This window comes from Microcoleus sp. MOSTC5 (assembly GCF_036701825.1).
Lineage (GTDB): Bacteria > Cyanobacteriota > Cyanobacteriia > Cyanobacteriales > Microcoleaceae > Microcoleus > Microcoleus asticus.
The window spans coordinates 1-24627 of the sequence record NZ_JAUBRK010000089.1; the positions used below are offsets into that span (position 1 = coordinate 1).

Sequence of the window (24627 nt, forward strand, 5' to 3'; positions counted from 1 at the left end):
CGCTTCTGTGATTTATTGCGTAAGCGTTGCTTGCCGTAGGCGTCGCATCCTTCTTTAAAAACTGTCCGGAGTATTGTCAATAAGTAAGCCTACCTAAACTAAAAACCGTCGTTTCGTGCTATCATGCCTCAATCTAAAATCTAAAATCTAAAATCTAAAATCGAATGACCGTGCTGAAACTTTATCACAATCCGCTTTCGACTAACAGCCGCCGGGTTTGGATCGCCTTGCTCGAAAAAGATATTCCGTTTGAATTGGTCTCGATGAAATTAAATGGCGATCAATTTCAGCCAGATTTTCTGGTAATTAGCCCTTTTCACCACGTTCCTGTTTTAGCTGATGGGGATTTTCATTTAATAGAAACTCTGGCAATTCTTGATTATCTGGAAGCTAAGTATCCCGCGCCTGCACTGCTACCGGAGGATGCGAAAGCAAGGGCGATCGTCCGAATGGTACAAATGGTAACAGTGAACGAGTTGACACCGGCGATGAGTCCTTTGGTACGCCAGACTTTCGGCGGCGAAGCCGACGCGCAGCAGTTGGAGAAAGCACAGCAACAAGTAGCTACTGTACTGGGGTTTTTTGAGGGTTTGTTGGGCGATAAAACTTTTTTGGGCTGCAACGATGGAATTAGTTTAGCCGATGTTGTAGCGGGAGTTTCCGTGCCGTGGCTGCCGGAGTTAGGCGTGTCTTTGGACGAGTATCCTAAATTGAAGGCTTGGTGCGATCGCCTAAATTCCCGCGATTCTTGGCAAAAAACTCAAGCCAGTCCCGAATTAGTAGAAGCTTTTAAAGCCCAAATGAAACAGTTGATGAAAGGCAAGCAAAAGCAGCCTTTGAATGAGGAGATAAATGAGTTGAGGAAAGAAGATAAATAACAGATAATTCATATATGTTAGATTCCCATTTTTTTGAAAAAGTCGGAAATCCGGGTATTCTGTTGTAGGTAAAATCTAAAATCTAAAATCTAAAATCTAAAATCGAATGACCGATTTAATTTACAAATATCCTGCTTTATTACCCGGAATTCTCATCAAGCGGTACAAGCGATTTTTTGCCGAAATCGAACTAACTACTGGAGAAATCATCACCGCACACTGTCCGAATACTGGCCCGATGACTGGTGTTTGCATTCCCGGAAATCCCGTGCTGGTATCTAGCAGCAACAATCCCAAACGCAAATTGGCTTATACTTGGGAATTAATTAAACTGTGCGACACCGAACCAACTTGGGTGGGAGTTAATACGGGTTTGCCGAATCGAGTAATTAAGTTAGCTTTGGAATTAGGTTTGTTTCCAGAGTTGGGTAATTACAGTTTAATTCAACCAGAAGTTGTTTACGGGCTAGACAAAAAAAGCCGAGTTGATTTTTGGTTGACTGGCGATACTAAACCAATTTTTCTGGAAGTTAAAAATACAACTTGGGCAAAAGAAAACTTGGCTTTATTTCCCGATACAGTCACAGAAAGAGGACAGAAACATTTGCGAGAATTGATCGAAGTGGTGCGGCAGGGTTCGAGGGCTGTAATGCTGTATTTTATTAATCGCGGGGATTGTACTGATTTTGCTCCCGGGGATAGTGCCGATCGCCTTTACGGAGAATTGTTCAGACAGGCGATGGGTGAAGGTGTAGAGATTTTGCCTTGCCGATTTGACGTGACGCCGGAAGGTGTTCGGTATTTGGGGTTAGCAAAACTGGATTTAAGTCAACCCACCTAATACTCAGATTCCAGACTTACTTAAGAATTGGAGAATCTAACAGCGCTCGCATTTAATGTTTCGCTTACAATTACACTATGTAGCATCTAATAAAAAAGAGCGATCGCACTATGGGAATGACCCTGACCGAAAAAATCTTAGCCAAAGCATCAGGCCGCACTAAAGTCGAGCCCGGAGAAAACATTTGGGTAGAAACAGATGTGTTGATGACCCACGATGTCTGCGGGCCCGGCACTATCGGCGTTTTCAAACGCGAATTCGGCGAGAATGCTAAAGTCTGGAATCCCGACAAAATCGTTCTAATTCCCGACCACTACATTTTCACCAACGACGAACGCGCTAACCGCAACGTCGATATTCTCCGCGATTTTGCCAAAGAACAAGGCATAAAATACTTTTACGACATCACGGATCGATCGGACTTCAAAGCAAATCCGGACTACAAAGGAGTTTGCCACATCGCGCTAGCACAAGAAGGCCACACCAGACCGGGCGAAGTGCTCTTCGGCACAGATTCCCACACCTGCAATGCCGGCGCTTTCGGACAATTTGCCACCGGTATCGGCAATACAGACGCGGCTTTTATCATGGGAACCGGCAAACTGTTAATCAAAGTTCCGGCAACCATGCGCTTTGTACTCAACGGCGAACTGCCGGATTATTTGTTAGCAAAAGACCTAATTTTGCAGATTATTGGTGATATTAGCGTTGCCGGTGCTAACTACCGGACAATGGAGTTTGCTGGCGATACAGTTGAGCGTTTGACGATGGAAGAACGGATGACGCTGTGCAATATGGTGATTGAAGCTGGTGGTAAAAACGGCACGGTTGCGCCGGACAAAACTACGTTTGATTACGTTACTTCGCGGACTGACAAACCCTTCGATTCATTTTACAGCGATGGGGATGCTAAGTTTTATAGCGATCGCACCTACGATGTCAGCAAATTAGAACCAGTCGTTGCCAAACCCCACTCCCCTGACAACCGCGACTTAGCCCGCAACTGTCGCGATGTCAAGATCGATCGAGTTTACATCGGTTCCTGCACCGGCGGCAAAACCTCCGACTTCCTGAATGCCGCCCGCATTCTGAAAGGAAATCAAGTCAAAGTTCCGACTTATTTAGTACCAGCAACTCAGAAAGTTTACGAAGATTTGTTTGTCACAAAATACGAGGGTCAAACGCTTTCGGAAATCTTCTTAGCGGCCGGCTGCATCGAACCCGCAGCGCCTTCTTGCGCCGCTTGTTTGGGCGGGCCGAAAGATACTTTCGGGCGGATGAACGAACCGGAAATTTGCGTGTCTACAACTAACCGCAATTTCCCCGGCCGGATGGGGAATAAAGAAGCGCAAGTTTATCTAGCTTCGCCCTACACGGCGGCGGCGTCTGCGCTGACTGGGTATGTCACCGATCCGCGAGAATTCCTGTGTTAGATAGTTGCTTTTAGCATTCTTTAAGGTTGACACAATGGCTGAAGAGTTCCCTATTATTGTAGTTCCAGAAGCAGCCTATGAGCTATCTGAAACCGAGACTATGGGAACTAAGTACAAGTTCTGGTTTGACGATCCAAATTTAGGGCGTTGCTTGTACAAACAGTCTCGATCAAATACAGGTGAAGATTGGGCGGAAAAAATTGCAGCCGAGTTGTGCAAACTCCTCGGACTGCCCCATGCTCAATATGAACTGGCAACTTGGAAAAGTCAACGCGGAACTGTCTCACCATCATTTTTGCCCGATCGTGGCAGTTTCATTCCTGGGAATCAAATTTTGTCTGCGAGCGCACCGCACAGAGTTAATATTGTGTTGAATGCGATCGCAGACAATTCTGTTAATTTGCCCCTCGATTGGGTTCCGCCAGTCGGGATAGAAACAGCAGTAGAAACTTTTGTCGGATATTTGCTATTAGATGCGTGGATTGGCAATACAGACCGTCACTCAGAGAATTGGGGTGTATTAGATAAACCCGAAAGTGATCCTACTTTAAATATCGCCAGATATCTAGCACCAACTCACGACCATGCCTCTAGTTTGGGAGTGCGGATATCTGATGAAGAACGGCAAAAGAGACTGCTTACAAAAGATACTGGCTATTCTGTCCAAGCTTATGCGAAAAGATGCTTTTCTCAGTTATATGCTAGCGATAATAGACCAAAGCCTCTCAAGACTTTTGAGGCATTCTGCGAAGCAGCGCTATACTATCCCCAAGCAGCCCAAGTTTGGCTAAATTGCCTTACCAGGATTTCAGTTAATGATCCGCTAGCCATTTTTAACCGGATACCGCGCGATCGCATTTCACAAATTACGATTGATTTTTCCCAAAAAATACTTAAATATAACAGAAAAAGGTTACTTGAATTGACAGGAGATTTGCTTTGAAAACACTATTTTTGGCTTGGCAAGACCCGGTCAGCCGTTCTTGGTTTCCGATTGGTCGATTGACATTTAACGGTAAACAATACCAGTTCAATTATACAAATGGTGTTCTAGAAGCTAAACTTAAGTGCGGGTTTGATCCCTTGCCATCTTTCCCTGATTTCAATAAGGTTTACACTTCACAGAAACTGTTTCCCTTGTTTTCCAATCGAGTGATGCCGCGATCGCGCCCTGACTACCCTGAATTTGTACAGTGGTTGAATATCCCTCAACACGAAGATGACCCAATTGCTTTATTGGCCCGCAGCGGAGGGAAACGGGTAACTGATAATTTTGAGGTATTCCCATGTCCCGAACCGGATGAAAATGGACGTTACCGCATCCATTTTTTTGCACATGGACTGCGACACTTTCCCAAGCCGGCAATTGAACGGATTAATGGGCTTCAAGTGGGCGAACTTTTGTATTTAGCCCACGAATTTCAAAATCGGCACGATTCCTCTGCTTTGCTTCTGTGTACGAAAGATCGCGGGATTGTAGGCTATTGTCCGCGCTATCTTTGCGGGGATATTTTTCAAATTATCTCGCAGCATCCAAAATTGGTTCGCGTAGAAGTCGATCGCCTCAATCAACCCCCAACGCCGCTACAGTTTCGCTTGCTGTGCAAGATGACCGCCGATTGGCGAGACTTTCGCCCCTTCTCCAGTCCGATGTACCAGCCGGTTAGCAGTGATGTTTTAGCTGCAAGTGCGATCGGATAATCAGCAACAATAAGCAAAATTACGATCGCATAATTAGGCAAGAAGTCAAGTTAATTATTGTGAATTGAATACAGAAGATTGCACAATTTATACAAATAATTGGCTAAATATTGACATTTTTCCTCGAATGGAGTATGTTTGAGCTAATTTATCGATTTCAAATTCCGCATTCTCAGTTAAGCCCATACAATTTCTGAAAAGTAGAGCGTAACAATCCTAATGCTTTCCATTAGGATTGTTACGCTGCATGAAAGAAATTGGAACTCTATTTTTTAGAGTTAGAATTGGTCGGGTTGCGAAATTGACCGAACATAAACTTCAGAGAATTGTGAGTATGAACAAAAAAATAAAGATTGGGGTTGCTGAAGCTTTTGGGACTTTTGTGTTGGTATTAGGTGGATGTGGCAGTGCGGTTTTAGCTGGAGACAAAATCGGCTTTTTGGGAGTGTCGATCGCCTTTGGTCTATCCCTCTTAATCATGGCTTATACGATCGGGCCTATCTCTGGATGCCACATTAATCCGGCGGTAAGCATCGGTTTAGTAGTTGCCAAACTGATCGATGCTGTTTTGCTTCCTTATTATATAGGCGGTCAGATTGTAGGGGGAATTTTAGGCGGTCTTGTTTTGTACATGATAGCATCAGGAAAACCGGGTTTTGATGCGGCGGCTTCGGGATTTGCATCTAACGGTTTTGGAGAACATTCTCCCACTGGTTACGGACTTTTGGCAGCAGCTTTGACGGAAATTGTACTGACTGCTTTTCTGTTATTTACAATCATGGGTACTACCCATCCCAAATATCCCGTCGGTTTTGGCGGAATTCCCATCGGCTTGATGCTGGTGTTGATTCACTTAGTCGGAATTCCGGTAACCAATACTTCTGTTAACCCAGCTAGAAGTATCGGTGTGGCACTTTTTCAAGGCGGATGGGCAATCCAACAGTTGTGGGCGTTTATTGTATTCCCAGTGCTTGGTGGAATTATCGGCGTTTTGGCTTATAATTTCATTAAACCGACTCTGGAAGAAATTTGATCTAGAATCAAAAATAAACCGGGTTTATTGAATTTTTTAGGGTGGTAGAATTCATCCGGCAACTTAAGAAACCCGGTTTGTCGATCGCACAACTCGATGAGATTGCAAGTATTTCGGTAAATAGGTGCCATGATTACGATCGTGATGGGAGTCTCCGGTTCTGGCAAAACTACTGTTGGCAAGTTGCTGGCGCAATCTCTAAATTGGGATTTCAGCGACGCCGACGATTTTCACCCATCAGCTAATATCGAGAAAATGAGTCGGGGCATTCCTTTAGAAGATGCGGATCGCCTTCCTTGGCTATTACAATTGCAAGCGGCAATAGACAGGTGGCTGTTAGAAAATAAAAATGTCGTGTTGGCTTGTTCTGCTTTAAAAGCATCTTACCGCGAAATTCTCTGCCGCGACCCACAGCGGATGAAAATAGTTTATCTCAAAGGTTCTTTTCAGTTATTGTCAGCCCGGTTAGCAAGTCGCGAAAATCACTACATGAAAGCAGACTTGTTGTTAAGTCAGTTAGACACTCTCGAAGAACCACAAAATGCAATTATCATAGATGCTTCGCAGCCGCTAGACATAATCGTGCGCCAAATTAGAAATCATCTGATGTGCGGTTAATTGCCCACAATAAAACCTATAATACCAAATTTGGCTTAAATACCTGTTTATTTTTTAGTTCCTCTCAGCTAGGACGAGAGTTTGTATAGTAGAGAGTTCAAACGCCGAGTCTTATCGAGAGTTTTTAACGCGGGTTTAGTATAAGAGTTATTTTTTTTGAGCAACCGGGTTTCTGAACCAAATTTAGCCCCCTCTCCGTTTCCGGGGGAGAGGTTTGGCGTGCTAATGTTTGTACAAATACAAGAAAGCTTCTACTTCTGCGGCGGTTGGTTGAGATCTAATTGCCCCGGGTTTCATCGCTGTCATCGCACCTACCGCGCTCGCATAAGTTACAATTTTTTTTGTTATTTCTGGAGTGGCTAAACTCTTAATTCCCACCTTGCACAATTGGCTGACAAAACCAGCCAGAAACGCGTCGCCGGCACCTGTTGTATCCTCAACATCTACTGTAAAGGCGGGGATTTTTCCTTCATTTTCCGAGAGACAATAGGCGCAACCTTTCTCGCCCGCAGTCACCAAAACGCCTTCTACGGAATCGAGGCGGTAGGTAATAGCTCCAGCATCAGTAGTTGCAAACAACCATTCGGCTTCTTCCTCAGATAACTTGACAAAATCAACTTTTTTTAAGAGTTTTATAATGTGCGCTTTTGCTTCGTCTGGATTTGGCCAAAACACGGGACGCCAATTGATGTCAAGTATAATTTTAACATCGTACTGTTCCGCTAGTTCGATCGCTCGGGCGATCGCGTCTCGACTTTCAGGATAAGCTAATTCTAAAGTGCCTAGCACTAAATAGTCGGCATTTTCAAACAGCACGTCGGGTAATTGTGCAGCGAGAAGACGGGTGTCGGCAAAATCCGCAGTATTTAATTCGCCAAAACCGGCAAAATTTCGATCGCCCGCTTGATTCCGCAAGACATAAACTTGCCGCGTCGGCGCACTTGGATGGCGCTGCACTCCAGCGGTATCAACCCCTACTTCTTGCAATACCTCCACTAGGGAATTCCCCAATTCATCCCCACCTACAGCACCGATAAATCCCGCAGCCGTCCCCAATTTAACCAAAGCACAGGCAACATTAGCAGGAGCACCACCGGGATATGCAGTCCAAGATTCTACCTCTTCGAGAGATACTCCTGGTTTGTCTGCTAAACAATCAAATAAAATTTCACCCAGACACAGAACGCGAGGATAAGTCATATCTATTTTAGATTTTAGATTTTAGATTTTACAGCAGCAGTAAACAGGTCAATAATTATTTTTAACCCATCCCAGAAAAATTGCCAGCTATTTTTTAATCGCTGCTCCTATAATATCAGACCTACTGATACTGGCAGTTACTCCCTTAAGGGTAAAGTTTAGTGCGGGCCTATTATTAGTTTTACGTGCAAACATCTGCGGGTTTTGCTGCCCGGATGTCAGAGGCGCCCAGGTAAAGGGAGCATCCGCTACCCGGCTCGCCTGCAGTGCAAGTGGCTGTGGCTGCGCGTCTTGCTGTGGTGGCGCTGGGTTTGCACTTTTTGCGATTCTACAAGAGAGTTGGTGCTTGGGGCCCAAAAGACTAGCACAGTAAATTTAATTTTCTCTTCATACTTCATCCCTCATCCTCTAGAATTATAGATAGGTAAATATGCAGACATAGGAAAAATTTATGAGCGGGATCGTCTCTGGTACCCCTGTCACCCTGTCGGACAGAGAATTGCAAGTGGTAGAGTTAGTAGCGGCGGGATTGACTAATGAGAAAATAGCGGAAAAGTTAGAGATTAGCAAGCGTACAGTTGACAACCACATTAGCAATATCTTGAACAAGACGCGCGCCGACAATCGAGTTACGCTGGTACGTTGGGCGTTGCAGTGGGGGAAGGTATGTTTGGACAATATTAATTGCTGCCCTCTACCGGGGCCGCTCGATAAAGAAGTATCTTAAGTAGGGGTTCTGGTTGGGGACAGGCAAAGAAATGATGCAAACGGCACAAGAAAAACAACTCCGCTATCAAATTCAATGCCCTGGATTGCCGCTGGCGGTGTATCGCGAAGTGGCGGCCCATTTGCGTCAAGTTGAAGGGGTGCAAACCGGTTTAATTCCGCAGCAGTCGCAGCGGTTTAATTACGGCGACAGCCAAATTGGGGGTTTGTGGATACAGTATCCTGAAGGGTTCGATTTGGCAGGTCGCGAGCGGGTCGATCGCATTTTGGCTTATTATGGCGATCGTTACGGAGCTTGGGAATTATTAAGTCATTAGTCATTAGTCAGCAGTTATTAGTCATTAGCTAAGAGTTAAGGACACAGACCTAACGAATACAGAAGTTATGAGCGGCTTAGTTAAAAGGCTATTTGCTAACAACTTTCATACGAGTTACTTTCATACCAATGACCAATGATTAATGACCAATGATTAATGACCCATGACCAATGACTAATGACCAATGACTAACAAAATGAATGAGTGCAATTAAAACTTTAACGGGAACGCGGGATATTTTGCCCGATGAAATTCGATATTGGCAAAATGTCGAAGAAGTGGCTAGAACAATTTTGAAAAAAGCGGCTTATCGGGAAATTCGGACGCCGATATTTGAACAGACATCTTTATTTGAACGCGGCATTGGGGAAGCGACCGATGTCGTGGGCAAAGAAATGTACACTTTTAAAGATAAGGGCGATCGATCGATTACTTTGCGTCCAGAAGGCACCGCCGGAGTAGTGCGAGCTTTTATTCAAAATAGTTTAGAAGCTCAAGGTGGATTGCAGCGTCTTTGGTACGCGGGGCCGATGTTTCGCTACGAACGTCCTCAGCAGGGACGGATGCGGCAATTTCACCAAATTGGCGTAGAAGTTTTGGGAACTGCCGATCCGCGGGCGGATGTCGAGGTAATTGCGATCGCCTGCGATATCCTGCAAACTATCGGTTTAAAAAATTTGCGACTCGATATTAACTCTGTCGGAAACAAGGAAGACAGACAAAATTATCGGCAAGCATTAATCGATTATTTTACACCCCACAAATCCGAATTAGATGCCGATTCCCAAGACCGCTTGACTCGCAATCCGCTGCGGATTTTGGATAGTAAAAATGAACGAACTCAAGAAATTGTAGCTGGTGCGCCGAGTATTTTGGACTATTTGGGAGAGGAATCGCGATCGCACTTCGATCAAGTGCAGCTTATGCTCACAAATTTAGGAATTAGCTATCAGTTAAATCCCAGATTAGTGCGCGGTTTAGATTACTATACCTACACAGCATTTGAAATTATTTCCGACGATTTGGGAGCGCAAGCAACAGTTTGCGGAGGCGGCCGCTACGACGGTTTAGTAAAGGAATTGGGCGGCCCAGATACGGCGGCAGTCGGTTGGGCAATGGGAATGGAAAGGCTGATTATTCTGCTGCAAAAGTTGCAACCATTGCCCCCGCCGAATTTAGATTTCTATTTGGTATCCAGGGGCGAAAAAGCTGAACAGCAATCCGTCTTGTTAGCTCAAAAATTGCGGAGTGCGGGGTTTATTGTAGAGATGGATTTGAGCGGCAGTCCTTTCAGTAAACAGTTTAAAAGAGCAGTTCAAAGGGGCGCCGCTGCGTGTTTAGTTTTGGGAGATACGGAAGCTGAAAACGAGACGGTACAATTGAAGTGGTTGGCGAGTGGTGAACAAAGTGCGATCGCCCAATCAGAACTACTAGCAATGACCAGCGAACTACAGCAGAAGATTAACAACCCTTAGAACTCTCGGTTTTAGCACACTCTAGATTTCCCTAAATCCCCCTTAATAAGGGGGACTTTGAATTCCAATCCTCTCGTTACCAGGCTCTGCCTGGTAACGCATATCCAGAGGCTCTGCCTCGTCATTAAGCCATTAACATTAATCCCAAAAACCAAAAGATATAATTTAAACATTAAAACATTTAACCTCTGATAAACTATGTCTGTGGCAACTAAAAATTATGAAACAAAACTCACAATCACCTGGCCGCTACTACCGGAAGATTTCCAACTACCAGACGATCCCGTAGAAGACGAAAGCCAACCATTATTAGCTGCAGCTTTGCGCCAGCCGCTAACAGCATTTCCCGAATTAATGCAAGATGCCTTAATTGTTTCCAACTTTGCCTTGTGTGCCGGCATAAGTTTCCCAGGTTCAAGCAGCGACGAACAGCGCATTATCTGCAAAGCGCCAGATTGGATGTACGTGAAACCCGTCAATCCAAAAAATGTCTCGCAAGTACGCCGCAGTTACACGCCACACACAGAAGGAACCATCCCCCAAATCGTGATGGAATTTCTTTCAGAAACCTATGGAGAAGAATACTCGGTTGAATTTACCTCGCGGGTGGGAAAGTGGTTTTTTTACGAGCAAGTAATCAAAGTACCCAGATACGTCATATTTCGAGCCAAAACAGCTCATTTAGAAGTTTACGCTTTAGAATCAGAGCGTTACAACTTGCAAAAACCTGATGAAAACGGACGTTATTGGATACCCGGATTAAACTTGTTTTTAGGAATGTGGGAAGGAACGCACGAAGGGAGAACAGGCTGTTGGTTGAGGTGGTGGAATGCTGAAGGCGAGTTGTTGCTTTGGTCGGAAGAAAGAGCCGATCGCGAACGACTCCGCGCTGAAAGATTGGCAGAAAAATTGCGTCAAGCGGGAATCGAGTTAGATGACGAAGAGTGAAATATCAATTGATGAGTCGAATTCCATCGTGTTTTGGTATGATGACACTCTTGTGGTGCGGGCATCCAGCCCGCCCTTGCGTCACTTTGCACTCCTATGTTAATCGAACGTCTCCAGCCGATCGCCTGGACAACAAAACCGCGACTCATATCCTTATTTTCTGGTTGCGGCGGCATGGATTTGCCATTCCACCAAGCCGGATTTGAGGTAGTTTGGGCGATCGACTCCAATCCATACGCCTGCAAAACATTCAGCAGAAACATCGCCGATGTCATAGTTAACGACAGCATAGAAAATATAGACATTGCACAAGTTCCCGAAGCTGAAATATGTATAGGAGGGTTCCCCTGTCAAGATTTCTCTCTGATTTGGAAGCGTCCCGGCCTTGAAGGAACCAGAGGTAATTTATATACATACTTTCTCGATTTTGTCAATAAAAAAAAGCCCAAAGCTTTTGTAGCAGAAAACGTCAAAGGCTTATTAAGTGCGAATAATTATCAAGCAATAAAACAAATAATTTCTGACTTTGAAACTATAGCACCAGGCTACTTAGTTAAACCTAAACTCTACAACTTTGCTGATTACGGAGTTCCCCAATTTCGCCAAAGAGTGTTATTAGTTGGCATTCGGATGGATACAGGATTTAACTTTGTGCATCCTCAGCCCAAATACGGTCAAAATCGAGAATATCCCTATCGAACAGCGGGCGAAGCACTCAAAAATGTGGAAGCAGTTCTTGACAATAACAAACATCATAAAATTCAAGCCCGAACCGTTGAAATTTTAAATCGAATTAAACCGGGAGGCAATTTCTCTGATATTCCCAAGGATAGTCCATACTATGTCAAAGGCATGATCAGTCACGTTTATCGCCGAATTCATCCAGATAAACCCTCATCGACAATCATTGCTGGTGGAGGTGGCGGAACTTGGGGTTATCATTATTTAGAACCGCGTTCTTTGACAAATCGTGAAAGGGCAAGATTGCAAACATTTCCCGATAATTTTGTTTTTGAAGGTTCTACGACTGAAGTGCGGCGGCAGATTGGGAATGCCGTGCCGCCGCAGGGAATTGCTGCTGTTGTGGAGTCTTTGATTCCGTTATTTAAGGGGGATTATCCCCAAGTTGATTTATATGAAATGAGTAAAAAGTTGCAGGGTATGTCAATTCAGGAACGATTAAAATGGGCTGAATTAGAGGTATCAGAGCAGAGTTTACAGTTAATTTGAAATGTGGCGGTAGATCTGAGGCTTAACATTAGCTGGCTCTGGGTTTACGATTAAATAAAATACATAAGGAGGGAAAGTCAATGATTAAGTTTGATAGAGGTCACTACACCGATTTTAAGTTGCCCAGCAACTCAACTATTCCAGAGCAATTACAGCAAACACTTCAGACGGTTTGGGACAGAAAATATGACGATTTATACGAACGAGATGGAAAGTGCAATGTAGAAAAAGCTTTTGTAGAAGTAATGACAGCCTTTGGAATGCCTAATGAGGCAAGATCCCATCAGCGATACGTCTATATGGCTTATGGAATAGCATTAGCAGCTAAACCGACGATTAAACATTACTTTCCTGAAGAACACAAAGCTGATATCGTTGAAGCAATTGTATCTTGTTGGCTTAAGGATGGCTGTGAAATCCCAGAAACTTGGGCTGATACCTTGTTTCCTAATATCAACAAACTTGGAAAATATCAAGCTAGTAACGAAGCTTATAATATTTTCTACGGCTTGCTGCAAACACTCAACACCAAAACAGCATATAATGCCATCTTGGATATTTTGTATGATGCCATTACCGGGGACGCCATTTCTGGTTTTGCTGCGGCTCAACGAGATATGTTTAATTGGTGGTTGATCGAGGTGATTCCTGCGGCCTATTGTTTAAAGCTGCCATCTACTTTATATTCTGGAAAATGGAAATTTCCGCCGCTGAGTCAGTGCGCTTAAGTGATGACAAAAGTAATTGGAAAAGAGTGCGTGTTGCTGATTTTAGTTAACTTAAGGCACCGTGAAACCTTTGAGCGATTCCCTACGGGATAGCTTCGCTTCATGCACTTTTTCCTCGTCCCTCAACCCCTTCGACTGCACCAAAACCCCAAAACCGCCCAAACCCATCGGATCGATCAACTGATGCAAAGCCTCCCGTCGGCGCAAAAACGTTGCCAAATCCAATACTTCCGCATCATTTGTAGACAGAGAAGCAATACGATCGCCCAAACCCAACGCCATCAAAAACAAAGCCTGCTGAGTAAACCCTACCACCTCCAAACCGCACAATTCACCCTGCCTTTCCAGCGCCGTAAAATTAACATGAGCCGTTAAATCCTGCCGCCCCACATTAATATAAGGATTATTGTGATATCGGTGCAGATAATAACACTGTAGCGTCCCCTCCCTGCGCCTCGGATTGTAATAGCGGTGCGCCGGATAACCGTAATCAATAGTTAACAAATATCCCCGCTGCAACTTTTGAGCAACTGTACTCATCCAGTCCAAAGCCGCCAAATTCACCTCACTGCGATAACCATCCCCGTAAACACTCGCCGATAAATCGATGCTTACCAAATCCAAATATTCGGCAATTTTAGGCGTGGAAACTTCGCCAATTACTTCTACAAAATTTATCTCTTCTTGTTCATTTTTTGTGGTTTCTGCGGTCACGTAAATCTCCCTAACTTGCCCTTTTTCGACAATAAATTGATGCACTGGCAAAGCATCCACTAACTCGTTAGAAAAGAAACAGCCGACAATTGAATTATTAACTATCTCATCCCAATTACACCACTTAACACACTTGGTATCAGCTAACCTTTGCCGCTGTTCCGCTTGGAGTACAGGGGAAACTTCAATAATAATGTATTCTAAAATATGAAATAAATCGGGATATTGTCGTTGCAGATATTGCAGCACATTTTCGGCGAAAGTTCCCCGCCCCGCCCCCATTTCTACGACAGTAAAAGGATGAGGTTTGCCGAGAAATTCCCACATTTCCACAAACTGCTCTGCCAAAACCTCCGCAAAATCAGCACCCCAATGAGACGACGTGATAAAATCGCCTTGTTTGCCGATCGACTGGCGATCGCTATTATAATAACCGTGCTGCGGATGATATAATGCCAAATCCATATATTCAGCAAAAGTAATACGCCGCTGCGGACTGGCGGCAATTCTTTCGCAGATTAAAGCGCAGAGTTCCGGGTTACTGTCATTGATATCTGATTGCTGAATTTTCATAATTTATCGAATCAAAGTTGATGTTATTTCATTTATGAAGAAGAGATTTTTTTATTAACCGCAGAGGGCATAGAGGAAGAGAGAAGAGAGAAACAAGGTACATTTTAGCTACGTTAATAGCAAAATTAATCGATATCTATCCGCGTTTATCTGCGGTTGAAAAAAATTAACCCGGTTCCACAAAAAAACCGGGTTAATTTATCAGATAAAAACCGACCAAACCTACCTATCAACCGAGCCCATAATAATGTCGATACTCCCCAAAATTGCCACCAAATCGGCAATCTTCACGCCGCGCACAATGTGAGGCAAAATCTGCAAATTATTAAAATCCCCAGTCCGAATCTTCCAGCGCCAGGGAAACACACTATCATCCCCGATAATATAAATCCCCAACTCACCCTTGCCACTTTCAACGCGGACATAATGTTCGCCCTTGGGAATCTTAAAAGTCGGCGCAACTTTTTTGCCAATAAACTGATAGTCAAAACCATTCCATTCTGATTTTGGCCCGCTTTCTAAGCGCTTGGCTTCCAAATTCTCGTAAGAGCCACCGGGGAGTCCTTTCAAGGCTTGATAGAGAATCTTAACCGACTCGCGCATCTCCCGAATCCGCACCACATACCGGGCCAAACAATCGCCAGCAGCTTCGGTACAAACTTCCCAGTCGAAGTCGTCGTAACATTCGTAATGGTCAACTTTCCGCAAATCCCACTTAACGCCGGAAGCGCGCAACATGGGGCCGGAAAGTCCCCAGTTAATCGCTTCTTCGCGAGAAATAGTACCCAGGCCTTCAATCCGGCGGCGGAAGATTGGGTTGTTGGTAATTAAACGTTCGTACTCGTCAATTTTGGGAACGAAATAATCGCAGTAATCTTGGCACTTATCAACCCAACCGTAGGGCAAATCCGCGGCAACTCCGCCGATGCGGAAATAGTTGTTATTCACCATGCGATAACCTGTGGCTGCTTCCCACAAGTCTAAAATCATCTCGCGATCGCGCATAGTATAGAAAAAAGGAGTTTGCGCCCCCACGTCCGCCAAAAACGGCCCCAACCACAACAAATGGTTAGCAATCCGGTTCAACTCCAGCATGATTACCCGAATGTAACTCGCCCGTTTGGGGACAGCAATATTCGCCAACTTTTCCGGCGCATTTACTGTCACCGCTTCGTTAAACATCCCCTCCGCATAGTCCCAGCGGCTCACGTAGGGCACGTACATCACGTTGGTGCGATTTTCGGCGATTTTTTCCATCCCGCGGTGCAGATAGCCCAAAACAGGCTCGCAGTCCACCACGTCTTCCCCGTCTAGGGTGACAATTAGCCGGAGTACCCCGTGCATGGATGGGTGGTGCGGCCCCATGTTGAGCACCATCGGTTCGGTTCTAGTCTCAATTCTTGACATAATTAAATGAATTAATGATTACTAGCTATTGTTGATTTTTGTTTGGCTTTTATGATTATGAAGGATATCGAGCTCTCTGAGAAGGATACCCCTGGATTAGATGTCAGTATTGACACCTATCACGTTCCTGTTTTGGGTCAAGAATTAATTGCGGGTTTAGCAGTGCGTCCAGGCGGGCACTATTTGGACGCGACGCTTGGGGGCGGCGGACACACGAGTTTGATTTTAGGGGCGGCGGCCGATGTTACAGTGGTGGCGATCGACCGCGACGAACAAGCCATCCGTTTTTGCCAAACCCGATTTGCCAACTCGCCCGTTGAGTTTTGGCACGGCAATTTTGCTGAATATCAGTCCCCAGAGGCCGAATTTGATGGTATCATAGCAGACTTGGGCGTCAGCTCGGCTCAGTTCGATACACCGGAACGAGGATTTAGTTTTCGCCACCCAGCTCAACTAGATATGCGTATGAACCAGCAGCAATCTTTGACGGCAGAAGAGATTATCAACCACTGGGAAGAAGTTAAACTAGCAGATATTATTTACAAGTACGGCGAGGAGCGACTGTCGCGGCGCATCGCGAGGCGGATTGTGCAAGGGCGTCCTTTTCAAACTACAACAGAACTTGCAGGGGCGATCGCCTCTAGCTTCCCTCCCAAGCAGCGCAACGGCAGAATTCATCCAGCCACCCGTACCTTCCAAGCTTTAAGGATAGCTGTCAACTCCGAACTCGCTTCTTTAGAAACTTTCCTCCACCAGGCGCCAAGCTGGTTAAAACCAGGTGGGAGAATCGGAATCATTACATTTCACAGTCTCGAAGACCGACCGGTCAAGCACCAACTCAGAGGAACACCCAGTTTGCAGGTACTGACAAAAAAGCCGATCGGGCCGCAATCCGAAGAAGTAGCTAGAAATCCCCGCTCTCGTTCTGCTAAGCTCAGACTGGCAGAAAGATTAACTTGATTCGGCAGTAGTAATATGCTTGCTGCAAAAAGTTCAGAGATTAGGGGGACTAGAATGCAACAATCAAGTTTGATTCGGCAAAGATGTAGGGAATAGCGCCAACAACCCACCGCTAACCCTCCGGGTAAAGTGGGGCTTGAAATACAGCCGGTTTTGACCGCACTCAGGTAGCGATACAGGAGTTAGTAGTAAGTGTTAAAAATCACACCGAGGACAGCGGGCAGCTACTTAAGAGCTCTGCAATCAGAGCATTAATTAGTCATTTGGGAGGCTGGTGTGTTTATAAAAGTAGCGACTGCTAACACGGTCGTTGCTCCTATCAAAGCACGAAAGCTGACTCGGGAATTTTCCCTATTGAAGCGGCCTACCGAGGCGGGTTACAGTATCAAAAGCCTCTCATCTGTTGTGCGAACAGATGGTGCGAAAGGAATGCTCACCTTAAGGTAAAACGGGTTTCTTTTACTCAACTTGACGTAACTGATATGTTGCATATATCCAGCCCCCCTTTTCCTCCCGCCACCTTGCTGAATACAGCTATGGTGGGGGTTTTCAAGGGGGAAGAAAGATGAGTCGGGGAGATGGAAGCAAGCTGAAATTGATGGTAGTCGATGACGAACCCGATAACTTGGATTTATTGTACCGGACGTTTCGACGCGACTTTCAAGTTTACAAAGCAGATAGCGCCCTCAGCGCCCTGGAAGTTCTAGACCAACAGGGCGAGATGGCGGTGATTATATCTGACCAGCGGATGCCAGAAATGAACGGCACCGAGTTTTTGGGGAAAACTGTCGAGCGATTTCCCGATACGATTCGGATTCTGCTAACGGGATACACCGATGTTGAAGATTTGGTCGAGGCCATCAACTCAGGTCAAGTTTTCAAATACATCACCAAACCGTGGAATCCAGAAGAACTCAAATTGGTGATCAATCAAGCCTCAGAAACTTACAAATACTACAAGCAGCGCAGTGTTGCACTGCGCCGCGCTTTGCGCAAGGAATCTCTGTTCAATGAGGTGATGAGCGTGATTCGCGGGTCGCTAGATTACTCTAGTATGGTACAAACTATTGTTCAAACCGTAGGCCAAACTTTTGAAGCCAACTATTGTATGCTGCGGCCGGTAGAAGCCGATCGACTATTGCCGAGTACCTTCCCCTACCAAGCCCAAACCGACGAGGCCATTCACTTTTCTTTTGATGAAAATTTGCTGGTTCAAGCCGTAGCCAGCCGCCAAACTCAAGTGAACCCAAACAGTGGGGGGGACGGTAAATCGGTTGAGATTGCCGTGCCCCTGACTTACCAGCAAGAATTGCTGGCGGTACTGGCTTTGTGCCAGATTGGCGGCACTAACCCTTGGTCTGCAGAAGATATAGAGTTAATAGAAGGTGTAGCAGCTCAAGCTGCTCTCGCCCTGTCTCAAGCTAAGCTATACCAGCGCACTCTGGATTTAGCCAAGCAGATGCAAAACGAGTTGGAAGTGGCCCGCCAAATCCAAACAAACTTGTTGCGCCAAAGTTGGCCGGATTTTGAAACTGTCAGGGTGCAAGCTTGCTGTTATCCCGCGCGGGAAGTTGGCGGCGACTTTTTTGAAGTCTACGTCCATTCCCAAGGGGATATTTGGATAGCGGTGGGAGATGTTTCGGGTAAGGGAGTTCCGGCTGCTCTATTTATGGCCAGCGCGATTTCGGTGATGCGGCGGGAACTTTCCCAAGAAGTTTCTCCAGAGCCCGATCGAGTTATGCACAATATGAATAGCAGTATGTCTGACGACCTGATCGGCAACAACCATTTTATTACAATGGTTGTTGCTCGTTACACTCCGTCAACGGGACACCTCGCCTTTGCTAATGCCGGTCACATTTACCCGATTGTTTGGTCTCACTCGGAGGTGAAAGCTCAAGCCGCTAGCGGTAAAACGCCAGCCGAGCCGAATTTCCTGAAAGCTCGCGGCATTCCCTTGGGGATACTACCAGTTTGGAGAGGCAAAGCAGGTACGATCGAATTAAAGTCAGGAGATGTATTTCTGCTGACGAGTGACGGGATTACTGAAGCTAGCGTGACCACGGAAGGGGTCGCAGGGGGTGTACCAACCCGTTCTATGCTACAACAAGAAGGGCTTTGGCAACTCTTGATTCAGGAGCCTGGTTCCTTCAACTTGGACAATTTGTTGGCTTACATCCGAGCCGACAATCCCGTTCAGGAAGACGACCAAACCATACTCTCTCTGGAGGTTCTCTGAATCTGTCAGCGAATCCCGACGCATAGTCGGGGGAGAGGCGAAACAACTGAAGCCCTGCTTGTTGACCGCCCGCACAGTAGTCCCGCAAAGGACTGCGTTACAGTCAACAGTAAAAACCTAGCCCGCGATGGCGCAGCTAGTTTCCTGAATCGCTTTCCTGGGGGATTAAACACCTGTAAAGGGTTAAAGTAGAAGGCATTCGTCAGAAATAACCAACGCTTAAAAGCCAGGGATTGAAACAAAGATTTTTTATACCTCGCTGCTTGCAGTCTCGGTATAATTATCAATTGTTAATGGGGTTTATACCCATAACTAAAGTTTTCAACTATACTCTTAACTTCTGCCTTCTACCGAATGACGAATGCCTGATTTTTAAACAGAAAAGGCTGGTATCCCCCGAGTAGCGACAAGTATTGAGACCGAATAAATTCGGCGCGTCGTGTTTCATCCCTGGTCTGAAGACACAGGGTTTTCAAACTTACGGGATTTTTATATGAATACTGAGCTTCATGTGCCAAGCGACTTGCGGTTTTTAACAATTGTTGAAAATTGGTTGCTGAGCAGTTTGGAAGTTGAGCTAGGAGAGCACGTCGATTGGCCTCGTCAGTCGAATCGTTTGCGCTTGGTGTTAGCAGAAGCCTATTCTAACGTGATCCGCCATGCTCACAAAGATCAACCCAATTTGCCCGTGTTAATTCGCTTGAATTTAAAAAATAGGGATATTGGTTTAGAAATTTGGGATTACGGTAAAGGTTACGAAATGGATACTTACAATCCCCCGAGGCCGGAAGCTAAACAGGAAAGCGGCTACGGCTGGCTGATTATGAGCAGACTTATGGATCGGGTGGACTACACTTTGCAAATAGACGGTCGCAACTGTCTGAAGTTAGAAGCTAGTTTGCCGGAAAAATCTTAATTTGTCATGAGTGATTACTCATGAGTGATTAGTGATTGACAATGCACTTTTTGACTCGCTTTGGCTGTCTGTCGCAGAGTGCGGTGACAGCCACTTTTTCGTGCATTATCGTCGGCTCAACGCGAGACTGTAAGATTGTACGGGTACAGTCCCGATCGCAAAAATACCGCAGAAACGGGATTTTTATACCGTGAGTGGCACTTCACCAGAGATTTGGATAAAAAACCCGGTTGCTGTCTCATTCTTGCGATAAAAAGCCGATTGACCTGTCGAGCGCACGACTTTAGCTATTACGTGCGAGCGACAGGTCAAACCAAAATAGACAATTTAAATGTGAAACACCTTATCAAACATCTAATTTCTTGTGTGACCGCAGATTTAGCAATTCTTGGGGAGAAGCTAACAGTTTGACGGTAACAGAAAGAATTTCTTGGTCAGAATTGAGCAAGAACAGCCATCCGACATTAACACCAAATGCGGAAGTTTGCACCCGACCGCTGACCTGAACTTCAACATTGCCATCTTCTAAAATTTGGCTGACACCTTTCTGGGGTTCTAGCTGCATTCCTCGCGCTTCTGTTTGTAGATAAGTAGCGATCGAGATGCTGCCGATAATTGGCTCTTCAAACGGCGCGTGCATAACGCCGTCATCAGCAAATAAATTAGCCGTTGCTTCAAAATCGCCCGCGTTTAAAGTTTCAAAATATCGCAGTACCGTTGGATTTGTGATGCCGGCAATCGTTATAGAGCTAGTTAAAATAGGTGGAGTTGTTGCGGTCATAAAACAAGTGATTTCAGAGGAATAAGTATACTGTAATCATTCTCTTTGTCGTAGCAAATCCCTCAAAAGATATAAGTAGAGTTAGGAAAATAATTCTCCTAAAAAAGGAGGAACTGGAGAGCATCGAACCCAGCTTTGAGATCGATCGACCACAATCAATACTACTTTCAAAAAACGCAAGTGTAAGCAAGCTGCAAACCCTTATGCCATCAGCCATTTCCAATCCTTCAATTCTTGAATCTAAAATCTAAAATCTAAAATCTAAAATGATCTAAACCCAGACACCTGCCGGCATCTGGGTTCCTGGGGAAGTCTGTTTGACAGACCGAACCAGAATATTCTATTTGCGCATCAAATTGAGCAATTCCTTAGGAGATGCCAACAAGTCGATCGCCACAAAGAAAATTTGGCCTTGGGGATCTAGCAAAAACCGCCACGCGATGTTCATGCCCACATTCGCGCCGAACCAGGGAGTTTCGACTTTGCCGGTGACTTTCACTTGTCGGTAACCATCTTCTGCGGGTTCCGATAGGCCTCGCTCCGGCATCATTTTCAGTCCGATGCACTCTTCCCGCATATAGTTGAGGATAGCTTCGCGACCGACGATCGGCTTTTGGAAAGGCGGTTGCAGGGCACCTTCTTCAGCAAATAAACCGACGGCTGGGGTGAAGTCGAAGGCGTTCATGTAGTCGATGTAGTTGAGCACAGTCTGCTCGCTGATACCCTCAATTTTGGTTTTCACCCGCTCTTCTGGAGCGGTGGGAGTGCTGCGAGGGGCAGAGCGTTTGCCGTACTCTTGGCTGAAATCGGGGTCGTAGCCCATGTGAACTACGGTGTTGCGAAGTACGGTAATTTGCTGGCCCGGATCTAGTTTTTTGATGGTTTCTAGAACGGTGGTGGCTTCGGGAGACATTTGATAGCCAGCGGGGATCGGAGCGACAAGGCCCTGTTTCATCAACTGCCCCAACTCGTACCAGAAACCGAGTTTGGTGTTGACGCGCAAGGAAGTGTAAATCCGACCGATCGTGGTGTCGGCGTTGCTGGCTAGGTCAAACATAGTTTTGCTTTGAGCAGCCGGCGACATTTGCTTGATTTCGTTGAGTATGCCTTCGACAAGCGCCATGCTGGCTACTCCCGGTGCTGCTGCGGTGATGGAAATGCCCATTTCGGTGTAGGCATACCAGAGCAAGGCTAGTTGGTCTTCAACGCTGAGTTTGTAAAATGCTTCGGTGGTAGCCGGAACAATGCTAGCAATCTCAGTGTTGGAAAAAATAGATTGAGCTGATTGAATGCTAACTGCCATGTGTATTTTGTGAGATTTGTGATTTTAGTGAGGTACTTGATTTAGGGACTCTCAAGCTGCCTTGATTAAAAGTATGTAACGTTTTGTTAATTTTTGCAAATATAAATTACATATGGCTGAGTTAGAAAACTATAATCAATGGTTTGGTAAATAGCGATCGCCATCACTAGACCGTGCGCCGAAGTAGTTTATTTAGGAAGCCGATCGTTAAAATTGCTTTTCATATCATATAAAATCAAAATAGTCAATACAAAAGGTAAATATTTGCCTGGTGTCAAATGAAAGCGCCAATTAGCAGCAATTTGGTTAAGCAAAAAGCCCTTGAGTTGGGATTTCACAAAGTCGGGATAGCCTCAAAAGACGCGGATTTCGATCTAGAAAAACAAAGATTGCAGGCTTGGTTGGATAAAGGCTATCAAGCGGATATGGGATGGATGGCTAACCCGAAACGTCAGGATATTCAATTGGTGATGCCAGGGGTGCAGTCCTTAATATGTGTCGCCATCAATTACTACACGCCTCACCAACGCCCGGGCGGTTCCGAATATGCTAAAATCTCTCGCTACGGCTGGGGCCGAGATTACCACAAAATTCTGCACAAAAAACTGAAGGTTTTGGCAAATTGGCTGCGATCGCAAGCCGAGGGAATTGAAGCACGGTATTATGCTGATACCGGGCCGATTCAGGATAAAATGTGGGCGCAGCGTGCCGGGATTGGCTGGATTGCCAAAAATGGTAATGTAATTTCGCGCGAATACGGTTCTTGGGTGTTTTTGGGCGAAATCTTGACTAATTTGAAGTTAGCGCCCGATGAGTCCCATACGGAACATTGCGGTACTTGTACTCGCTGCATTGAGGCGTGTCCGACGGGGGCAATTACTGAGCCTTTTGTGGTTAATGCCGATCGGTGTATAGCGTATCATACGATCGAGAATCGAGCCGAAAAATTGCCCGACGAAATTGCATCTAATTTACAAGGCTGGGTAGCAGGTTGCGACATTTGTCAAGATGTTTGTCCTTGGAATCAGCGTTTTGCTAAACCAACTGATGTTGCAGACTTTGAGCCTTATCCTGAAAACATAGCGCCAACACTTGCAGAATTGGCCGACATCTCCGACGAAGAATGGAACCGCAGATTTACAGCTTCGGCACTGCGGCGCATAAAACCAGAAATGCTGCGGCGAAATGCGAAAGCAAATCAAATCAATAGTCATTAGTCAGCAGTCATTAGCCATTAGTCAGCAGTCATTAGTCATTAGTCAACAGTCAGCAGTCAGCAGTCAACAGTCAACAGTCATTCGTAACAAATAACAAATGTCAGCAAATGAACCCAAAGAATACGATGCAGTTTTGGGCGGTCAAAATTTGCCTCCAATTAATGCTGCTATCTTGGGTGGCATAGCAGGAGTCAAACAGCGCTTAGCAAGTCCGTCAGTTGAAGCAAGGCGGGCAGCAATCACAGATGCCCTAAACTATGGAGAAGAAGGTTTAGAAGCAGCAATTGCCGTTTTTGACGATGCTGACGAGCAGGTGCGTGCGTTTGCGGCTGCGATGTTTGGAGCGCAAGAACAGCTAATTTTGCTCAAAAAAGGTGCAGCAATTTGGAATAAATGGAGAGTGCAAAATCTACTTTTATTGGGTGGCTTTGTAGAGTTGAGTTGGGGAGATTTTAGCGGAGTTAATTTGGCTAAAGCCAACCTGAGAGAGTCAAACTTAGTAGGAGCGAACTTTGCATCTGCCAACCTGCGAGGCGCAAAAATATTTAAAAGTAACTTGGAACTAACTAATCTGAAAAATGCTGATTTGACCGAAGCTAACCTGAGCCGCTCCAATCTCAGCGGCGCTGATTTGCAAGCAGCTAATCTCAGTTTAGCCAACCTCCGCTCGGTTAATTTTCGCGATGCTAATTTATCTCAAAGCATTTTGAAAAAAGCTAAACTCTGCGGGGCGGACTTGAGCGGGGCCGATTTGACGGGTGCTGATTTGAGCGGGGCGGATTTGAGTGGGGCAAACCTGGGCGGGGTGAATTTTGCCAGAGCAAATCTGGCGGGGATTAAACTAATTAGATCTAATTTTAACGGCGGGAATTTTAAAGGGTTGGTTTTGGCAGGAGCTAATTTGCGGTGGAGTAAATTTGCAGGAGCTTGTTTTATGGGAGCTAATTTGCGCGGTGCTAATTTAGAGAGAACGGATTTGACAAATACTGATTTTTTTCAAGCAGATGTTACTGGAGCAAACCTTTGCGATGCTGATTTTAATAAAGCTACTTTGGCTGGTGCTAATCTGAGCGGTGCTGTTGTGAAAAGAGCAAATTTCCTGAACGCATATCTCAGCGGAGCTAATTTTAAGGGGACTAATTTGAGCTGGTCTATTATGAAAAAAGCTAATATCGATAATCGGGGGATTTTTGCGGAAGCTAATTGCAGCGGATGTAGCTGGACTTGATATTCTTTACAGCAAGAGAAATTGAAAATGAATAAACTGCAGCGCTGTTTTGTTTGCAAGGAGAGTTTTCAAGAGCAACATTTTTTGTAATTGCTCAACTAGGGGAAAAAAGGGAGCCATGAATAGAAAGGGCTTGTTGAATAGCTTGATAAGCGGTTAAG

At 45.4% G+C, this 24627-nt stretch carries 23 protein-coding genes; 18 read left to right on the forward strand and 5 right to left on the reverse strand.

Annotated elements, in window-relative coordinates; all coding sequences use genetic code 11:
* The first annotated feature begins 164 nt into the window (after positions 1-164).
* The 7 genes from QUA54_RS30945 (at position 165) to QUA54_RS30975 (ending at position 6504) form a co-directional block, all read left to right on the forward strand.
* Complete coding sequence (locus QUA54_RS30945) at positions 165-878, forward strand: glutathione S-transferase family protein (protein WP_333418469.1); 714 nt, start codon at positions 165-167, stop codon at positions 876-878.
* A gap of 106 nt (positions 879-984) precedes the next feature.
* Complete coding sequence (gene sfsA / locus QUA54_RS30950) at positions 985-1719, forward strand: DNA/RNA nuclease SfsA (protein ID WP_333418471.1); 735 nt, start codon at positions 985-987, stop codon at positions 1717-1719.
* Positions 1720-1829: 110 nt separating this feature from the next.
* Positions 1830-3152 carry a 3-isopropylmalate dehydratase large subunit gene (locus QUA54_RS30955; RefSeq protein WP_333418473.1) on the forward strand — a complete coding sequence of 441 codons (1323 nt, stop codon included), beginning with the start codon at positions 1830-1832 and terminating at the stop codon, positions 3150-3152.
* Positions 3153-3186: 34 nt separating this feature from the next.
* Complete coding sequence (locus QUA54_RS30960; RefSeq protein WP_333418475.1) at positions 3187-4095, forward strand: hypothetical protein; 909 nt, start codon at positions 3187-3189, stop codon at positions 4093-4095.
* Positions 4092-4853 carry an HIRAN domain-containing protein gene (locus QUA54_RS30965; protein WP_333418477.1) on the forward strand — a complete coding sequence of 254 codons (762 nt, stop codon included), beginning with the start codon at positions 4092-4094 and terminating at the stop codon, positions 4851-4853. The genes QUA54_RS30960 and QUA54_RS30965 overlap by 4 nt, the downstream gene beginning before the upstream one ends.
* A 334-nt stretch (positions 4854-5187) precedes the next feature.
* The gene (gene aqpZ / locus QUA54_RS30970; protein ID WP_333196261.1) at positions 5188-5886 is read left to right on the forward strand and encodes an aquaporin Z; all 699 of its coding nucleotides are present in this window, start codon (positions 5188-5190) and stop codon (positions 5884-5886) included.
* Between the two features lie 129 nt (positions 5887-6015).
* Positions 6016-6504 (forward strand): gluconokinase, encoded by a 489-nt coding sequence (locus QUA54_RS30975; protein WP_333418478.1) that lies wholly within the window; start codon positions 6016-6018, stop codon positions 6502-6504.
* Positions 6505-6726: 222 nt separating this feature from the next.
* On the opposite strand, the gene QUA54_RS30980 is transcribed toward QUA54_RS30975, so the two are convergent.
* On the reverse strand, positions 6727-7704 hold the full coding sequence (locus tag QUA54_RS30980; RefSeq protein ID WP_333418480.1) for a carbohydrate kinase: 978 nt from the start codon (positions 7702-7704) through the stop codon (positions 6727-6729).
* Between the two features lie 451 nt (positions 7705-8155).
* Between QUA54_RS30980 and QUA54_RS30985 the strand changes: the two genes are divergently transcribed.
* The 6 genes from QUA54_RS30985 to QUA54_RS31010 all read left to right on the forward strand — a co-directional run bounded on the left by QUA54_RS30985 (position 8156) and on the right by QUA54_RS31010 (position 13128).
* The gene (locus QUA54_RS30985) at positions 8156-8431 is read left to right on the forward strand and encodes a photosynthetic electron transport-dependent transcriptional regulator PedR (protein ID WP_172191689.1); all 276 of its coding nucleotides are present in this window, start codon (positions 8156-8158) and stop codon (positions 8429-8431) included.
* 34 nt (positions 8432-8465) lie between these two features.
* Positions 8466-8747 (forward strand): hypothetical protein, encoded by a 282-nt coding sequence (locus QUA54_RS30990; RefSeq protein ID WP_172191697.1) that lies wholly within the window; start codon positions 8466-8468, stop codon positions 8745-8747.
* Positions 8748-8947: 200 nt separating this feature from the next.
* On the forward strand, positions 8948-10222 hold the full coding sequence (hisS, locus tag QUA54_RS30995; RefSeq protein ID WP_333418481.1) for a histidine--tRNA ligase: 1275 nt from the start codon (positions 8948-8950) through the stop codon (positions 10220-10222).
* A 198-nt stretch (positions 10223-10420) separates the two neighbouring features.
* The gene (locus QUA54_RS31000; protein WP_333418484.1) at positions 10421-11170 is read left to right on the forward strand and encodes a Uma2 family endonuclease; all 750 of its coding nucleotides are present in this window, start codon (positions 10421-10423) and stop codon (positions 11168-11170) included.
* 96 nt (positions 11171-11266) lie between these two features.
* Positions 11267-12400 (forward strand): DNA cytosine methyltransferase, encoded by a 1134-nt coding sequence (locus tag QUA54_RS31005; RefSeq protein ID WP_333418486.1) that lies wholly within the window; start codon positions 11267-11269, stop codon positions 12398-12400.
* Positions 12401-12480: 80 nt separating this feature from the next.
* Positions 12481-13128, forward strand: a complete 648-nt coding sequence (locus QUA54_RS31010) for a hypothetical protein (RefSeq protein ID WP_333418488.1) — start codon at positions 12481-12483, stop codon at positions 13126-13128.
* 51 nt (positions 13129-13179) lie between these two features.
* Here QUA54_RS31010 and QUA54_RS31015 read toward each other — a convergent pair whose 3' ends face one another.
* Both QUA54_RS31015 and QUA54_RS31020 read right to left on the reverse strand, forming a co-directional pair.
* A complete protein-coding gene (locus tag QUA54_RS31015) occupies positions 13180-14415 on the reverse strand; it encodes a class I SAM-dependent methyltransferase (RefSeq protein ID WP_333418490.1) in 1236 nt (411 codons plus the stop codon).
* Between the two features lie 222 nt (positions 14416-14637).
* Positions 14638-15822, reverse strand: coding sequence for an NAD(P)H-quinone oxidoreductase subunit H (locus tag QUA54_RS31020; protein WP_333184223.1), 1185 nt, complete (start codon positions 15820-15822; stop codon positions 14638-14640).
* A gap of 57 nt (positions 15823-15879) precedes the next feature.
* On the opposite strand from QUA54_RS31020, the gene rsmH reads away from it, so the two are divergent.
* The 3 genes from rsmH (at position 15880) to QUA54_RS31035 (ending at position 19937) form a co-directional block, all read left to right on the forward strand.
* Positions 15880-16782 (forward strand): 16S rRNA (cytosine(1402)-N(4))-methyltransferase RsmH, encoded by a 903-nt coding sequence (rsmH, locus tag QUA54_RS31025; RefSeq protein ID WP_333418492.1) that lies wholly within the window; start codon positions 15880-15882, stop codon positions 16780-16782.
* 565 nt (positions 16783-17347) lie between these two features.
* Positions 17348-19021, forward strand: coding sequence for a SpoIIE family protein phosphatase (locus tag QUA54_RS31030; RefSeq protein ID WP_333418494.1), 1674 nt, complete (start codon positions 17348-17350; stop codon positions 19019-19021).
* Positions 19022-19514: 493 nt separating this feature from the next.
* Positions 19515-19937, forward strand: a complete 423-nt coding sequence (locus QUA54_RS31035; RefSeq protein WP_006633914.1) for an ATP-binding protein — start codon at positions 19515-19517, stop codon at positions 19935-19937.
* 346 nt (positions 19938-20283) lie between these two features.
* On the opposite strand, the gene QUA54_RS31040 is transcribed toward QUA54_RS31035, so the two are convergent.
* Both QUA54_RS31040 and QUA54_RS31045 read right to left on the reverse strand, forming a co-directional pair.
* Positions 20284-20718, reverse strand: coding sequence for a nuclear transport factor 2 family protein (locus QUA54_RS31040; protein ID WP_333184232.1), 435 nt, complete (start codon positions 20716-20718; stop codon positions 20284-20286).
* A 340-nt stretch (positions 20719-21058) separates the two neighbouring features.
* On the reverse strand, positions 21059-22021 hold the full coding sequence (locus tag QUA54_RS31045) for an orange carotenoid protein N-terminal domain-containing protein (RefSeq protein WP_333418495.1): 963 nt from the start codon (positions 22019-22021) through the stop codon (positions 21059-21061).
* Between the two features lie 278 nt (positions 22022-22299).
* Between QUA54_RS31045 and queG the strand changes: the two genes are divergently transcribed.
* On the forward strand, positions 22300-23238 hold the full coding sequence (gene queG / locus QUA54_RS31050) for a tRNA epoxyqueuosine(34) reductase QueG (RefSeq protein ID WP_333418497.1): 939 nt from the start codon (positions 22300-22302) through the stop codon (positions 23236-23238).
* Positions 23239-23335: 97 nt separating this feature from the next.
* Complete coding sequence (locus tag QUA54_RS31055; protein ID WP_333418499.1) at positions 23336-24466, forward strand: pentapeptide repeat-containing protein; 1131 nt, start codon at positions 23336-23338, stop codon at positions 24464-24466.
* The last annotated feature ends 161 nt before the right edge of the window (positions 24467-24627 follow it).

Bases quoted from the DNA above. Each gene is read 5' to 3' on its own strand.
- QUA54_RS31020 (WP_333184223.1), bottom strand. From the start codon at position 15,822: ATGTCAAGAATTGAGACTAGAACCGAACCGATGGTGCTCAACATGGGG.
- queG (WP_333418497.1), top strand. From the start codon at position 22,300: ATGAAAGCGCCAATTAGCAGCAATTTGGTTAAGCAAAAAGCCCTTGAG.
- QUA54_RS31010 (WP_333418488.1), top strand. From the start codon at position 12,481: ATGATTAAGTTTGATAGAGGTCACTACACCGATTTTAAGTTGCCCAGC.
- QUA54_RS31035 (WP_006633914.1), top strand. From the start codon at position 19,515: ATGAATACTGAGCTTCATGTGCCAAGCGACTTGCGGTTTTTAACAATT.
- QUA54_RS31040 (WP_333184232.1), bottom strand. From the start codon at position 20,718: ATGACCGCAACAACTCCACCTATTTTAACTAGCTCTATAACGATTGCC.
- QUA54_RS31030 (WP_333418494.1), top strand. From the start codon at position 17,348: ATGAGTCGGGGAGATGGAAGCAAGCTGAAATTGATGGTAGTCGATGAC.
- QUA54_RS31045 (WP_333418495.1), bottom strand. From the start codon at position 22,021: ATGGCAGTTAGCATTCAATCAGCTCAATCTATTTTTTCCAACACTGAG.
- QUA54_RS31055 (WP_333418499.1), top strand. From the start codon at position 23,336: ATGTCAGCAAATGAACCCAAAGAATACGATGCAGTTTTGGGCGGTCAA.
- QUA54_RS30990 (WP_172191697.1), top strand. From the start codon at position 8,466: ATGCAAACGGCACAAGAAAAACAACTCCGCTATCAAATTCAATGCCCT.
- QUA54_RS30985 (WP_172191689.1), top strand. From the start codon at position 8,156: ATGAGCGGGATCGTCTCTGGTACCCCTGTCACCCTGTCGGACAGAGAA.
- QUA54_RS30955 (WP_333418473.1), top strand. From the start codon at position 1,830: ATGGGAATGACCCTGACCGAAAAAATCTTAGCCAAAGCATCAGGCCGC.
- QUA54_RS31000 (WP_333418484.1), top strand. From the start codon at position 10,421: ATGTCTGTGGCAACTAAAAATTATGAAACAAAACTCACAATCACCTGG.
- rsmH (WP_333418492.1), top strand. From the start codon at position 15,880: ATGAAGGATATCGAGCTCTCTGAGAAGGATACCCCTGGATTAGATGTC.
- hisS (WP_333418481.1), top strand. From the start codon at position 8,948: ATGAGTGCAATTAAAACTTTAACGGGAACGCGGGATATTTTGCCCGAT.
- QUA54_RS30980 (WP_333418480.1), bottom strand. From the start codon at position 7,704: ATGACTTATCCTCGCGTTCTGTGTCTGGGTGAAATTTTATTTGATTGT.
- aqpZ (WP_333196261.1), top strand. From the start codon at position 5,188: ATGAACAAAAAAATAAAGATTGGGGTTGCTGAAGCTTTTGGGACTTTT.
- QUA54_RS31005 (WP_333418486.1), top strand. From the start codon at position 11,267: ATGTTAATCGAACGTCTCCAGCCGATCGCCTGGACAACAAAACCGCGA.
- QUA54_RS30960 (WP_333418475.1), top strand. From the start codon at position 3,187: ATGGCTGAAGAGTTCCCTATTATTGTAGTTCCAGAAGCAGCCTATGAG.
- sfsA (WP_333418471.1), top strand. From the start codon at position 985: ATGACCGATTTAATTTACAAATATCCTGCTTTATTACCCGGAATTCTC.
- QUA54_RS30945 (WP_333418469.1), top strand. From the start codon at position 165: ATGACCGTGCTGAAACTTTATCACAATCCGCTTTCGACTAACAGCCGC.
- QUA54_RS30975 (WP_333418478.1), top strand. From the start codon at position 6,016: ATGATTACGATCGTGATGGGAGTCTCCGGTTCTGGCAAAACTACTGTT.
- QUA54_RS31015 (WP_333418490.1), bottom strand. From the start codon at position 14,415: ATGAAAATTCAGCAATCAGATATCAATGACAGTAACCCGGAACTCTGC.